This window comes from Mucilaginibacter straminoryzae, assembly GCF_022953055.1.
In the GTDB taxonomy this organism is placed as follows: domain Bacteria; phylum Bacteroidota; class Bacteroidia; order Sphingobacteriales; family Sphingobacteriaceae; genus Mucilaginibacter; species Mucilaginibacter straminoryzae.
Window position 1 is genome coordinate 416125 of sequence record NZ_JALJEJ010000001.1, and the last position, 14584, is coordinate 430708.

The following is a 14584-nucleotide window of genomic DNA, read 5'->3' on the forward strand; positions in this document are numbered from 1 at the left end:
AGCAAAAATATTAATAACGGAGGGGATTAACGATAAGTATTACAGCTTTCTACAGCGAGTAACCCTGGCTTTCAAAAATAGGGCGCCAAAATTCGGGGTATTGGTCCCAATCGTGACAACCAAATGGCAGCTCGCCGTTGTTTAACCGCAATGCCCTTTCCGGATAAATTTCAAATGAAAACCGTAATGCTGTTTGCCAGTCGGGGATTTTAAGCAGCATTTTTTTACGGTTAGCTTCTACACTCCAGAACGCATCTTCATTGTACTGGTGCGCAGTTTGGGCAAGATAGGTTTCGATGCGCCCTTTTTCAGTACCGCAGAGTTCGTGAAATTTATTTACCCTTCTTAACGAAAAACCGCCGTTGCCCACCTTGTTATCAAACTGGTATTTATTGGGTACACCGTTTTTTTTGAGATTAAATTGTGTTGAAACGGCTTGCTGAATACCTGTAACCGCTGCTTTGATCGCGCCGTCATCTTTTCGTCGTATCCACGGGGCGCCGATATAATCCCAACCCTGGCTGCACCAGTAATCCAGCTCGTCTTTAAAAACAAAAGCGTCTGTTTGGTAAATCAGCAAACATTCATAGTCCAGAAACTGTCCGTAAAAATCCTGCGATAGCATCAATCGGTTATAACCGGCAATGCCCGCAAAAAAATGATCGTCAAAGTTTACTACGCCGTTCAATTTTATCAGGGAAGAAACTTTTTTCGGCAGGGTGAGGCTTCGCGGTTTAATGGCAATTTTAATATGCGGGCTTAGGATTTTTTCGCATTGTTGCAGCGAAATTTCTTCATTGGTATTTAAAGTATCTTTATAAAAAGGAATAATAACAACGGATTGAGCAATACTCATTTTTGATCTTAAAGTAGGTTAGGGCACTTATACCGATAAGGTAGTAATTTGCCCGGTATAATAAAAGTATTTCTCTAACACCAGTAATCCAAGCAGTTCTTCCAGCCGCTGATCCATAAACTGCTGCACATAACTATTAGCATTTCGGGCAATGGCTTCCGCTTCTGCCGGGTGCTGTATGTAATATTGCAGCTTCTCTTCCAGGTCGCTAAAATCTTTTTTGATAGCAATGTAATGATGGTTTGGTATCAGCCGGGCTTCCATAAACCACGTTTCATGCGTAGGTGGCGGCATGACAGCTACCGAGTTGGAAGACATGATCCATTTCAGGTTAGTAGCCACATCATTGCCCTCCAGGCTAAGTATAAACTTATATTTCAAATGCTGGGGTATCGATAGCTTGGGTTTCAGCCATTGGGTATTTCCCCCCTGCCGGTTCACCTGCCCAAGATCACACATGGGGTGGTTAAAGTACTTCTCCATAAAACGGATGCGGTGCGGCTGGGTCATGGCGCCGCGGCCGATCAGCAGATTTTTCTTATCATTAAATGCCAGGGAATCTTTTACAAACTGATAGTGCCGCTTTTTATCCAGCTTTAGCAGAATGGCATTTTTGTTATCATCCCACAGGGGTCTGCTTTTTTGGATGGTGGGCGAAGGCGCCACATGGTTTACATCGCCATACAGAAAACTTGCTGTTAACCGTGACGGGAAAAAGCGGGTTAGTTCGTAGGCATCAAACTTATAGGTGCGCGGTTTAGAAAAGGTATTGATTTCTTTTAACGCCAGCGCTTCGGGGCCAAGCGGCGTAAGGGTATCCAGTTTGTTGTAATAATCTACGCGATCCTTCAGGTAATTCGGATCATAATATTTAATGGCACCCAGTTTCTTATGCAGCTGACTTTCAAATACCGAACCCGGTACCAATTGCAGTAAAACGTTTCTGGCAAAGTAGCCCATTTTACTTTTCTTTAATGTTGCGTCAATTTCCTGCAGTGTCATGTGTGTGAGAAACCGTTCGACAAATATAAACGTAAGCAGGCACTAAAGGTTCTGTTATGGTAGTCAGCTCTAAAACTTTAATGAATTTGTGATTTTAAGATGCACTTAAGCAAGCTTCATAAAGTTCAAGGTATTGCTTAGCAGCGGTTTCCCAGGAAAATTTCTCTGCCTGGGCAATTATTTTTTGAGTGCTATCCGCCGTGCTAAAATCTTTCATGCCGGCGTTAAAAACATCCTGCATATGCGCGGGGTCAAAACTGTCGAAATAATAGGCAGCATTGCCACCCACTTCGGGGAGGGAAGTATACCTGGATAAAAATACAGGTTTGCCAAAATGCATGGCTTCAATAACGGGTAGTCCAAAACCTTCTGAACGCGAGGGAAATAAAAATGCAGAGCAATTTTGGTAATACCAGGCCTTATCCTTATCTGTTATCGGCCCGGTTATATGCACCCGGTCCAGGCAGCCGTACCGGCGCGCTTCTTCAATTATAACTTGTTTGTGCGGCGTTTCAGGGCCTGCAATAACCAGTTCATAATCATTGTCCTGAAGCAGGGAAGGCAGTAAATGAGCGCCTTTTTGGGCAGTTAGTACCCCTATTGTAAACAAAAATGGCTTTTGGGGCGCCAGGGCAGGCAAGTGACCGGGTGTAACAGATAATTCATCTGCGCCGTTATAAATAACGGATACTTTTTCCTGATGCCTGGGGAAGTAATGTTTTACATCCTTTGCAACAAATTCTGAAATGGTAACAATCTTGTCTACCTTTTCAATAAAGGTACCCAGCTTTTGCAGGTATTTCTGCAATGGTGCTGAACCAGCGGGCAGTAAATGCACCTTGTTCATATCATGGATGGTCATGATCTTTTTAGCGTTTACCTTCCAGGGCCTTAACCTGCACTCCTGGTCTGAAAAGTGGACTACATCAAACTTATTCTTCAAAGGAAAATAAAGGTTATGCAGTTTAGAAAGGTAAATGATATTAACCCGCTCATCAAAGCGGTACCTGGTTCTTTTATGCAGATAAAAATTAAGATCGAATTGTTGTTGGTTCTGATCAATTAATGCATTGCCAAGGCCCATGCCGAAATAATAATACCCGCAATTTGTGTTTTTCATCGAATCAAAAGTCACTAACGCAGCAGGTACATACATGGGCAATATTTTTTCAAAGATAACAAGTATGCATGGTATAGATGAATACCTATCTGTTAACGCCGGGGAAACCTGAACAGATGTCCGATACCTCACTCTTCAAATTGATATTTTTGTACTTTTGAACCAAATCAGTATTCGCGCAAACCATGAAGAACCCATTTGCTTTGAAGATGCTTGCCTCTGCATGGTGGCGTTTTGTTGATAAAAAGCAATACCGCGCGTACAAACAGCAAATTTACCGGGAGAAGATCGATACCTTTCTGACAGAGAACATTATCCTGACGCTGGATGAAATAAAGGATATAGCCACACGTAATAAAAGACTCAATTTTTTACACTCCGGCAATGCCGGTGATATTATTTATGCCTTACCGGTAATCAAACAGCTCAGCGCCGAAGTTGATGTGCCTTTAAACTTGCTGCTAAAGCTGAATCAGCCGCTTCGGCTGGCTCAGGGCATGACGCATCCTTTAAATAATGTAATGCTGAACACCGCTACGGCTAACCTGATTAAACCCTTGCTGGACGCGCAGCCTTATCTTACAAGTTGTGAGATTTACACCAACCAACCGATAGACATTAATCTGACGTTGTTCAGAAAGGCGGGTATTAAGCAGGACAGGGGTAACATTGCCCGTTGGAATTTTTACACAACAGGGGTGACCGCGGACCTGAGCAAACCCTGGCTTTTTGCAGAGCCTGATAACGCCTATGCAGGCAAGATCATCCTGGCAAGAAGCAGCCGGTATAATAACCCCATCATCGATTACTCTTTTTTAGCCGCTTACGATAATATTGTATTTATCGGCGTGAAGAGCGAGTATGAAACCATGAAAAAGGATATACCTAATTTGGAATGGCTGCAGGTGAAGGATTTTAAACAGATGGCCGAAGTGATTGCCGGTTGTAAATTCTTTATCGGTAATCAGTCTTTTCCATTTTCTATCGCAGAGGGTTTAAAAGTGAAGCGCGTTTTGGAAACCTACCATGCTGCGCCTAATGTAGTAGTAGAAGGGCCAAACGGGTACGACTTTTATTTTCAGAAGCCGTTTGAAGCTATTGTTAAAGAATTAAACAAAGCCTGACGATAAATTCCATGATAATCAGCGCAAATAATTTCAGATCTATAGCCAGGGCTTTGACCATGGTTGAAAATGATTTGAAAGGTGCTGACGACTTGCTGAAATCCTTAAGCATTAATCAGTCCGTACCCGTTATCGGTATCACCGGACCGCCGGGGGCGGGGAAAAGTACGCTTGTGAATAGTTTGATCTCCGGTTTGACTGCCGATGGTAAAAAGGTAGCCGTACTGGCGATAGACCCAACTTCTCCTTTTAACTTTGGTTCGCTGCTAGGTGACAGGATACGCATGAGCGGGCACTTTAATAATGACCGCGTATTTATCCGCTCGCTGGCCACACGCGGCTCTTTAGGCGGGCTTTCTGCCAAAACAATAGAAATGACAGACGTGCTGCGGTCTGCCGGGTTTGATTATATTATTGTTGAGACCGTAGGTGTGGGGCAGTCGGAAGTGGAGATAGCCGGACTGGCGGATGTGACCATAGTGGTGTTAGTACCTGAGGCGGGCGACGAAATCCAGAACATCAAATCTGGCCTGATGGAAATAGCTGACGCGTTTATTGTGAATAAGGCAGACCGTGCCGGTGCTGATGAATTTGTCGGAAAGCTGAGAAAGCTGCTGTACGATCAGCATCAGGAGGTTCCGGTATTTAAGACAGTAGCATCTGAACAAACCGGCGTAGCAGAAGTGCTGGCGTTTATTAATCAACCGGTTTTAAAACAGCATAACCGAAAAGAAATATTGGCAGCCGAAAAGGCTTATCAGTTGATAAAGGAACGCCGCATGGCAGATGTAGACAAAAAAAAGCTCCGGCTGGAAATTGCCGAAGCCTTAAAATATCCTGACTTTAATCTTTATAGGTTTATTGAAAGTTGCTATTCAAACCCCTCAAAAGGAAAAAGGCCTTAATTTTATTCTTCCAATATTGAAGTCCTTCCCTTTGGGAAGGATTTAGGATGGGCTGTTCATGATTTCTTCAATATGATCTGCCTCAATAGGGATGTCCGCCATCAGGTCGATATTACCATCTTGGGTGATCAGGATATCATTTTCTATACGGATACCCAATCCCTCTTCAGGAATATAAATGCCGGGTTCGCAGGTTAAGATGTTACCCACTTCAAAAGCTTTGTACCTGCTGGCGTAATCGTGTACATCAATTCCTAAGTGATGTGATGTGCCGTGCATAAAATACTTCTTATATAAAGGTGCGTCCGGGTTCTGGTTCTTTACATCTGTCTGGTCAAGTAAACCCAGGCCGATCAGTTCGCCGGTCATGATCTTACCTACCTCGTCATGGTATTCATTCCAGATGGTGCCGGCAACCAGCATTTGTTTGGCAGCTTTCATTACCCGCAACACGGCGTTGTAAACATCTTTTTGACGTTTGGTAAATTTTCCGTTTACGGGGATAGAGCGGCTAAGGTCTGCATTGTAGTTAGCATACTCGGCGCCAAAGTCGAATAAAATGACGTCGCCATCTTTACAAACCTGGTTATTATCTACGTAATGCAGCACGTTTGCATTCTTACCGGACGCAATAATAGGGCTGTAAGCATGCCCGGTAGCCCGCTGGCGGATAAATTCATGAATGATCTCGGCTTCAATTTCGTATTCCGCTACGCCGGGTTTCACAAATTTCAGTACACGGATAAAGGCATCCCTGGTAATACTGCATGCTTTTTTGGTCAGTTCTACCTCGATGTCAGATTTCACTACCCTGAGATCGCGCAGGATAGGGGCGGCACGTAAATACTGATGCAGCGGATAGCGTTCTTTCAACTCGTTATAACGGCGCATATCCCGGTACGGAACTTCGTGTACATAGCGGTCGTTCTCGTTCGTATTCAGGTAGATATTGTCTGCATAGTTAATAATACTATGCAATATTTGCTGATAACTGCTCAGCCAGAAGATCTGCTGAATGCCGGAAGCTTCGCGGGCTTCCTCTTTGGTGTATTTATGGCCCTCCCAAATGGCAATGTGTTCATCGGTTTGTCTTAAAAAAAGTACTTCTCTGTACAACGGATTAGGACAATCAGGGTATAGGAGTAGTATGGTTTGCTCCTGGTCTATGCCAGAAAGGTAAAAAAGGTCTGCATTTTGTTTAAACGGATAGCTTTGGTCGCCGGTGCGCGGGGACTCGTCATTGGCATGAAATATGGCTATTGAGTTGGGTTTTAGTCTGCAAACGAAATTATTTCTATTATTAGTAAATAATCGTGAATTTATCGTGAGATATTTCATCAATATACTTTAATCATATATTTGTTAAACAATTTTTTATTCTATTTGTCGTAGTAAATGCAAGTTTGGAACGGTGTTTGGTCGTGGTTTCAAACTTAATTACTAATTTTGAAAAAAAATCACAATTAAAATTGTTTAATCTAAAAACTATGAACTATTCTACATTGAAGAAAACAGTCGCTTTGTCATTTGCTTCTTTGATGGCTGTTGGAATGGTGAAAGCACAAACTTCAACCACAACAACCACTACTGACACCACAATGAACAAGTCTACTGGAACCACTACCGCTAAGGTATTTGGCGGCAGAGGTCAGTACAACACATTCAGCATCGGCTTAAATGGCGGCATTACTGCTCCTGTTGTAGCTACCGGTGGCTCAAATGATTTCACTAACTGGGATGCAAAATTCGGTTATGGTGCTTCATTACGCTGGCAGCTTGCACACTCTTTCGGTATCCAAGGAGATTTCCACGGTGGAAAATTAAACGGTACCAATGCTGACGCTACTAACGGCGTTCGTGACGGTCTGAAAGAGTTTAACACTAAATTCTACAGCGGAACTATCAGCGGCGTTGTTAACGTTGCAACTATCGACTACTTACGTCGCAAAAATGCAATTAACTTCTTCGTTACTGCTGGTGCTGGTTTAGTATGGTATAACCCTACTTTAACTTACGCTAACAATTCAACTGCTACTTATCAGAACGCAGACGGTTCTACCCACTATGCAAAAAGCTTAGTAATCCCGGTAGGTGCAGGTGTTAAATTCCGTTTAAACGATGCATGGGCTCTGAACTTAGGTTACACCGAAAACTTTGTTGATGACGACATTCTTGACGGTCTGAAAAGAGGTTACCCAACTAAAGACAAATACTCTTACGGTTATGCCGGTTTAGAGTGGACTATCGGATCTAAATCTAAACCAAACCTGGATTGGGTTAACCCGGTAGCTATGATGTATGACGAACTGTATGATGCAGCTTTACGTCAGGAAGTTGAAGCTTTAAAAGGTCGTGTTACTAACGTTGAAAACGCAGTTAACGATCTGAAAAAAGATTCTGACGGTGACGGTGTATCTGATCAATTCGACAAATGCCCTAACACTCCTGCAGGTACTGTAGTTGATGGTGCTGGTTGCCCATTGAAGAAAGATACTGTACAAGTAGGTGGTGCTGCTGCTACAGCTTACTCTAACATCCAGTTTGATTTTGACAGCTCTGTATTAAGAACTTCTTCTTACCCAGTTCTTGACGCAACTTCTGCTGATCTGCGTTCTAACACCAGCAAAACTCTTGAGTTAGATGGTTACGCTTCATCAGAAGGTACTGCTGCTCACAACCTGCGTCTGTCTAAAGACCGCGCTAACTCAGTAAAAACTTACTTAGTTAACTCTGGTGTTGAAGCACGTCGTTTAAAAGTAAAAGCTTTCGGCGAGACTAACCCGATTGCTGACAACTCAACTGAAGAAGGCCGCGTACAAAACCGCCGTGTTGAGTTCAAACAAAAATAAATTTTTTCAAAATTAGTATAAGAAAAGGGCGTTCCTTCTGGGACGCCTTTTTTTGTTGGCCGATTTTTCCCCCGATGACTGGCTGGCGAAAGCCACGCTGCCACAGCAGCCACATTTACCACCCCCTCTTTTGTACTTCGTAGAAAGCACGTGGGGATATTTATCCGAGTTGGCGAATTCCCTTATTCACCAATGTTTTGCTTAACTTTGTTCTATGTACTTTTTCCGTAAAAAGGACCCAAACAGGCCCGAAAGCTTTAATCTTAAAGTAATGCATTTTATCAATGCGCTGGCCATTATTATGTTCCTGGCCGGAATTATCTGGAAGTTGATTGATGTATTTTTTCTGAAAAAATGAAGACGATTATAAACACCAACCAGGCTCCTGCGCCTATCGGTCCTTACAACCAGGCTGTAAAAGCAGGTAATTTCTTATTCGTATCCGGTCAGATTGCACTTAACCCTGCCACCGGTGAACTGGAACTGGGCGACATCCAGTCAGAAACAACCCTGGTAATGCAAAACCTGAAGGCAATTTTGACAGAAGCCGGTGCTGACTTTGCCAACGTGGTAAAAACCACCATCTTTTTAAAAGATATGGGCAATTTTGCTGTTGTAAATGAAGTTTACGGCTCATACTTTACTGGCGAATATCCTGCACGCGAAACTGTTCAGGCTGCGGCATTGCCTAAAAACGTGAACGTTGAAATTTCAGTGATCGCTGTTTTAGGTTAATGAAACCCAAAAGCACTTTTATTTATCTGGCTGCGGCAATCAGTGCTGCATTTATCTGGGGCTTTTTTGCTATCCCCTTAAAGCATTTGCACCACTATCCGCCGCAGCAGATTTTGTACTACCGGGTTTTTACTTCTTTTGTATCGCTCTGGGCGCTCAACCTTATTTTTCGCAGAGCGACTATCCGGAAGGATATTGCGTTACTAAAGACCCTGCCTTCGGGTGAACGTAAAAAGGTGCTTTTGTTGTTGATTAGTACAGGGTTTTTCATCACGGCAAACTGGTTTACGTATATCTACGTGGTGAACCATATCGGGGTAAAGGTTGCTGCTTTTGCCTACCTCATCTGCCCGCTGCTAACGGCATGCGGTGGCTTCATGATCTTGAAAGAGCCGCTTACCAGGGTGAAGTTTGCCGGGCTGGTCATTGCTGTTGTTAGTATTGCGCTGCTGTCAACGGTTTCTCTGTACCAGGTATTATGGGCGCTGTTCGTGGCGGTTTTCTATGCCATTTATTTAGTGATTCAACGGGTGCTTAACCAGTTTGATAAGATCAATATGCTGGCCTTCCAACTCATGATTGCCATCCTGATCTTACTGCCTTTTTATATCCATGATTTCAATGATGTACCCACTTCTGCTGATTTCTGGTTCAATATTATTTTAATAGCCCTGGTATTTACCTTGCTGCCATTGCTGCTCAGCCTTTTTGCTTTGAATGGCATCCAGTCGTCTACGTTAGGGATCACCATTTATATTAACCCGGTAATTTCTTTTACCGTGGCTGTTTTCTATTTTAATGAAACTATAGAGCGTTCGCATCTTTTAGGCTACCTGTTACTTTTGATTGCTGTGATGGTTTTTAACTGGCAGGTAATTGCTAACTTGTTTAAAAAGAAAATCAATCTGCAACCTGCGAGCATACTGTTTTGAATCAGCTGTTTAAAACATCTATCGATTATCTGAAGGGCGTAGGTACTTCGCGGGCAGACGTACTGAAGAAAGAGCTGGGCATCTTTACCTTTGAAGACCTGCTGCGCCATTTTCCCTTTAAATATATCGACCGTACACGTTTCTATAAGATAAGGGAAATTAATCCCGACCTACCCCACGTGCAGGTAATCGCCCGGCTTACCAGTTTTGAAACAGTGGGCGAGAAACATACCAAAAGGCTGGTGGCCCAAGTACAGGATGATACCGGTGTGATGGAACTGGTTTGGTTCCAGGGAATCCGCTGGGTGGAGAAAACGCTGATCAGGGGTAAGGCATACATTATTTTTGGCAAGCCGGGGGCCTTCAATGGCAAAGCGCAGATTGCTCATCCCGAAATGGAGCCTTACAGCGCCGAGGCTATGAAGCGTAAAGGGAACCTTACGCTGCAACCGGCCTACAATTCAACAGAAAAACTTAAGCAATTTCAGTTAGATACCAAAGGGATACAAAAGCTTACCGCTGCGCTATTGGAAGCGCATGCTAAAGATATTCAGGAAAACCTGCCACAGTACATCCTGAACCGTTTCCGGTTAATGGGCAGGCGTGAGGCTTACATCGGCATTCATTTTCCGGAGGATAGTACGAAGCTGCATGAGGCTGTTCACCGCTTAAAGTTCGAAGAGCTTTTTGCCATTCAACTAAAGTTGCTGAAGAATAAATTGCTGCGTAACCAGAAGTTTAAAGGCTTTGTATTTGAAAAGGTCGGCGATTACTTCAACACATTCTACCAGCAGAAGTTGCCTTTCGATCTTACCGATGCCCAGAAACGGGTATTACGCGAGATCAGGATAGATACGCAGCGCGGTGTGCAGATGAACCGTTTGCTGCAAGGCGATGTTGGTAGCGGCAAAACGGTAGTGGCGCTCATGAATATACTACTGGCGATAGATAACGGTTTCCAGGCCTGTTTAATGGCGCCTACAGAGATCTTAGCCACACAGCATTATCATTCTATCCGGAATATGGTCGGCGAGGATTTTATTTCGGTGGAACTGCTTACCGGTTCCGTAAAACAGAAAAACCGGAAGGGCATCCACGAGCGATTGGAAGATGGCAGCCTGCAGGTGTTAATTGGCACTCATGCGCTGCTGGAAGATAAGGTGCAATTTAAGAATTTAGGGTTGGCCGTAATAGACGAGCAGCACCGCTTTGGGGTAGAGCAGCGCGCCAAACTATGGCGGAAGAATGTAATGCCGCCCCACGTGCTGGTGATGACGGCTACGCCCATTCCGCGTACCCTGGCCATGACACTTTATGGCGACCTGGACGTTTCCGTAATTGACCAATTGCCCGCCGGGCGTAAGCCGATAGAAACCATCCATTACTACGAGAATCAACGTTTGCCGATGTTTGGTTTTATGAAACGCGAGATTGCTAAAGGCAGGCAGGTATACGTGGTTTATCCCCTGATACAGGAAAGCGAAAAGCTGGATCTGAAGAACCTGATGGATGGAGTCGAGGTGATGTCGCGAGAGTTTCCGCTGCCGCAATACCGTATCAGCATCGTTCACGGCAAGCTTACCGCTGCCGAAAAGGAATTTGAGATGCAGCGCTTTGTGAAAGGCGAAACACAGATTATGGTAGCTACAACGGTGATCGAAGTGGGGGTGAATGTACCGAATGCTTCCGTGATGGTAATAGAAAATGCAGAGCGTTTCGGTCTGTCGCAATTGCACCAGTTACGCGGACGGGTTGGTCGTGGGGCGGAGCAATCTTATTGTATCCTGATGAGCAGCCACAAGCTAAGCCGCGAAGGGCGTATCCGCCTGGATACGATGGTGCAAACTAACGACGGCTTTAAAATAGCCGAGATAGACCTGGAATTGCGCGGCCCCGGCGATATCGAAGGGACGCAGCAAAGCGGCGTGCTGGATCTGAAAGTGGCTAACCTGTCTACAGACCAGCAATTGCTGTTGCAGGCCCGTACCGTAGTGGAAGAGATCTTCGAAAAGGATCCGCAACTGGAACACCCGGAAAACCTGCTACTCCGCCAGATGCTGCAAACGCAAAACCAGGGCTTAAGCTGGGATAAGATTTCGTAGCTTTTAGTCATTGGTCATTGGTCATCTGTCATTGGTCATTTTTTTATAACAATCAATAGTACCGCCGTTGATGACATTGAATGAATGATGACATCGAATGACTAATGACGAGAGTGACCACTGACAATTACCAGTGACAATTGACCAATCCCGGTTGCACATACCGTTTCAAACTTTTAACTTTCAACCATCACATCGCATTTATTCAATCATGAAGTTTAAATCCATACTCGCTGCTTTAATTTTTTCGGCAGGCAGCTTTACCGCAAGTGCACAAACAGACTCTGTTTACATCCGCAAGATATTCGACGAGGCTTTAGTTAAGGGCGAATGTTACCAGAACCTGCATTATCTGTGTAAGAATATCGGGCAGCGGTTAAGCGGTTCTGCTAATGCGCACAAGGCTGTGGAATGGACCAAAAAACTGATGGAAGATTATGGCTTTGATAAAGTATACCTGCAGGAAGTAAGCGTTCCGCATTGGGAGCGTGGCGCAAAAGAGCAAGGGTACATTTTGGCCGGTAAAACAAAGCTACCCGTAGCCTTGGCTGCACTCGGTATGTCTGTCGCGACTCCTGCTAATGGCGTAACCGCAGAAGTGATTGAACTGCATAGTTTGAAACAACTGGATAGCCTGGGCGAGGCCGGTATTAAAGGAAAGATTGTGTTCTTTAACCGCCCATTTGATGAGCGTTTTATAGAACAGGGTACAGCCTATGGTACCGCCGGCGATCAGCGTAATATTGGCCCTGGCGCGGCATCTAAATATGGTGCAGTGGCTGTTATTGTTCGTTCGCTCACTTCCGCACAGAATGATTATCCACATACGGGAGCCACCAACTATGGGAAGAATAAGCCCATCCCCGCAGCGGCATTATCTACCATAGCAGCTAATCAGCTAAGTGAATTGATCCGCAATGCTAAAACTCCTGTAAAGTTCTTTTTGAAAACTAACTGCCGCACGCTGCCAGATGCGGTTTCTTATAACGTGGTTGGTGAACTGACTGGTACAGAAAATGCCAAACAGGTAATTACTGTAGGTGGCCACCTCGACTCGTGGGATTTAGCCGAGGGCGCGCATGACGATGGTACCGGCGTGATGCAGTCGGTCGAGGTAGTCAGGGTGTTTAAAGCACTGGGCTATCGCCCGAAACATACCATCCGTACGGTGATGTTTATGAACGAAGAGAACGGCGGCCGTGGGGGCGCCAAGTATGCAGAACTTGCCGCGCAAAATAAAGAAGAACACCTGGCAGCGATAGAAAGCGACGAGGGTGGCTTTACACCTCGCGGATTTAGTTTCGATGGTGTTAACGGGGCGTTCATTAAAAACATCAACGCTGCCTGGAAAAGCCTGCTGGAGCCCTATGAGGCCGACCGACTGGTGGAAGGTGGTAGCGGTTCGGATATCGGTCATCTGCGCGGCACCATGCCATCAGCGGTGTTGATCGGTTTCCGGCCGGATTCGCAACGCTATTTTGATATTCACCACACGCCGAACGATGTTTTCGAGAACGTAAACAAACGCGAACTGGAATTAGGTGCAGGTACGATGGCTGCCCTGGTTTATTTGATCGATCAGCATGGTATCAAGTTTTAATTAATTATAAGTGAAACCCGAACAAGGTTGTACTTTTGTAGCTTAATTAAAAAGAAAAGTGTCCGAAGAAGATAGTCAAATCCTCCAAAAAGATTCCTTCGCCGCCCTGCGGTATAAAGATTTTCGCGCGTACCTCGGTATGCGCTTTTTCTTTACGTTCGCCTACCAGATGCAGGCGGTAGTCATCGGTTTTTACATTTACCAGTTAACCAAAAGCGCCTTTGCTTTAGGTTTAGTGGGTTTATGTGAAGCTATCCCTGCCATTGGTATCGCGCTGTATGGTGGTTATGTAGCCGATAAATCTGAAAAGCGTAAGATGCTGCTCACTATCTTCCTGATGGTGTTCTTCGCCTCATTCAGCATATTCCTGGTGACGCTGAAGAGTATGTCGCCTTATGTCCACACCGGGTGGATCATCCCTGTTATTTACGTCATGATCTTTATCAATGGCGTTGCCCGTGCCTTTTACGGCCCGGCCACTTTTGCTATCTATGCGCAGAGTATTCCCAAAGAGCTTTATCCTAATGGCAGCACCTGGAGTAGTTCGGCCTGGCAGGTGGCTACGATTCTGGGCCCGGCGGCAGGTGGCTTGATCTACGGGTTTGTGGGGATTACTGCAACGTTCTCGGTTATCCTGTTCTTCCTGCTGGTATCGCTGGTGCTGGTATTCATGCTGAAAAAGTACCCGCCGACTTATGTACCGAAGGAAAGTATCTGGGTGAGCTTAAGGGCCGGGATTGATTTTGTATTCAAGACCAAGATGATGGTCTATGCCATGAGTCTCGATCTGTTTTCGGTATTCTTTGGCGGTGCAGTTGCGTTACTGCCTGTTTTCGCTAACGATATCTTAAAGGTGGGCTCTGAAGGGCTTGGTATCATGCGGGCCACGTCTTCATTAGGTGCGGTACTGACCATGCTGGCCATGACGCGCTTTTCGCCTATGAACCGCCCCTGGAGGAACCTGCTGATCGCGGTTACAGGTTTCGGGATGTCTATTATCTGTTTCGGACTTTCGCGGAGTTTTTACTTATCGCTCATCTTTCTGTTTACAGAAGGTGCTTTTGACAGCATTAGTGTAATTATCCGCGGAACGTTAATGCAGTTGTTAACGCCTGAGCAAATGCGCGGAAGGGTATCTGCTGTTAACTCCATGTTTATCGGTTCATCAAACGAGATCGGCGCATTTGAATCCGGCACCGCCGCACGCATATTGGGTACCGTACCTGCGGTGATCTTCGGCGGAACCATGACCCTGATGATCGTGAGTATCACTTATCTGAAAACCAAAGGATTGATCCCAACAAAACTTAGCGACGTACATACGCCCGAAGTAAGATAAAGAGCTGTGTTGCTGTCGGT

The 14584-nt window shown here is 45.0% G+C and carries 13 protein-coding genes; 9 read left to right on the forward strand and 4 right to left on the reverse strand.

The window, feature by feature from the left end; translation table 11 throughout:
* Positions 1 to 49 precede the first annotated feature (49 nt).
* The 3 genes from MUY27_RS01855 to MUY27_RS01865 all read right to left on the reverse strand — a co-directional run bounded on the left by MUY27_RS01855 (position 50) and on the right by MUY27_RS01865 (position 2978).
* Complete coding sequence (locus tag MUY27_RS01855) at positions 50 to 856, reverse strand: DUF5672 family protein (protein WP_245128264.1); 807 nt, start codon at positions 854 to 856, stop codon at positions 50 to 52.
* 27 nt (positions 857 to 883) lie between these two features.
* Positions 884 to 1858: a glycosyltransferase family 90 protein gene (locus MUY27_RS01860; protein WP_245128265.1), complete on the reverse strand. Its 975-nt coding sequence runs from the start codon at positions 1856 to 1858 to the stop codon at positions 884 to 886.
* 94 nt (positions 1859 to 1952) lie between these two features.
* Complete coding sequence (locus MUY27_RS01865; RefSeq protein WP_245128266.1) at positions 1953 to 2978, reverse strand: glycosyltransferase family 4 protein; 1026 nt, start codon at positions 2976 to 2978, stop codon at positions 1953 to 1955.
* Positions 2979 to 3163: 185 nt separating this feature from the next.
* Between MUY27_RS01865 and MUY27_RS01870 the strand changes: the two genes are divergently transcribed.
* Positions 3164 to 4102 (forward strand): hypothetical protein, encoded by a 939-nt coding sequence (locus tag MUY27_RS01870; RefSeq protein ID WP_245128267.1) that lies wholly within the window; start codon positions 3164 to 3166, stop codon positions 4100 to 4102.
* Positions 4103 to 4113: 11 nt separating this feature from the next.
* A complete protein-coding gene (meaB, locus tag MUY27_RS01875) occupies positions 4114 to 5007 on the forward strand; it encodes a methylmalonyl Co-A mutase-associated GTPase MeaB (RefSeq protein WP_245128268.1) in 894 nt (297 codons plus the stop codon).
* A 42-nt stretch (positions 5008 to 5049) separates the two neighbouring features.
* Here the strand turns inward: meaB and MUY27_RS01880 are convergent, their stop codons facing one another.
* A complete protein-coding gene (locus MUY27_RS01880) occupies positions 5050 to 6345 on the reverse strand; it encodes an aminopeptidase P N-terminal domain-containing protein (protein WP_245128269.1) in 1296 nt (431 codons plus the stop codon).
* A gap of 149 nt (positions 6346 to 6494) precedes the next feature.
* On the opposite strand from MUY27_RS01880, the gene MUY27_RS01885 reads away from it, so the two are divergent.
* The 7 genes from MUY27_RS01885 (at position 6495) to MUY27_RS01915 (ending at position 14564) form a co-directional block, all read left to right on the forward strand.
* Positions 6495 to 7856 (forward strand): OmpA family protein, encoded by a 1362-nt coding sequence (locus MUY27_RS01885; RefSeq protein ID WP_245128270.1) that lies wholly within the window; start codon positions 6495 to 6497, stop codon positions 7854 to 7856.
* Positions 7857 to 8070: 214 nt separating this feature from the next.
* Positions 8071 to 8214 carry a DUF6728 family protein gene (locus MUY27_RS01890; RefSeq protein ID WP_245128271.1) on the forward strand — a complete coding sequence of 48 codons (144 nt, stop codon included), beginning with the start codon at positions 8071 to 8073 and terminating at the stop codon, positions 8212 to 8214.
* Complete coding sequence (locus MUY27_RS01895; RefSeq protein WP_245128272.1) at positions 8211 to 8591, forward strand: RidA family protein; 381 nt, start codon at positions 8211 to 8213, stop codon at positions 8589 to 8591. The genes MUY27_RS01890 and MUY27_RS01895 overlap by 4 nt, the downstream gene beginning before the upstream one ends.
* A complete protein-coding gene (locus MUY27_RS01900) occupies positions 8591 to 9523 on the forward strand; it encodes an EamA family transporter (protein ID WP_245128273.1) in 933 nt (310 codons plus the stop codon). The genes MUY27_RS01895 and MUY27_RS01900 overlap by 1 nt, the downstream gene beginning before the upstream one ends.
* Positions 9520 to 11625, forward strand: a complete 2106-nt coding sequence (gene recG / locus MUY27_RS01905; RefSeq protein WP_245128274.1) for an ATP-dependent DNA helicase RecG — start codon at positions 9520 to 9522, stop codon at positions 11623 to 11625. Before MUY27_RS01900 ends, recG begins: the two co-directional genes overlap by 4 nt.
* Positions 11626 to 11836: 211 nt before the next feature.
* Positions 11837 to 13225 carry a M20/M25/M40 family metallo-hydrolase gene (locus MUY27_RS01910; protein WP_245128275.1) on the forward strand — a complete coding sequence of 463 codons (1389 nt, stop codon included), beginning with the start codon at positions 11837 to 11839 and terminating at the stop codon, positions 13223 to 13225.
* Between the two features lie 58 nt (positions 13226 to 13283).
* The gene (locus MUY27_RS01915) at positions 13284 to 14564 is read left to right on the forward strand and encodes an MFS transporter (RefSeq protein WP_245128276.1); all 1281 of its coding nucleotides are present in this window, start codon (positions 13284 to 13286) and stop codon (positions 14562 to 14564) included.
* The last annotated feature ends 20 nt before the right edge of the window (positions 14565 to 14584 follow it).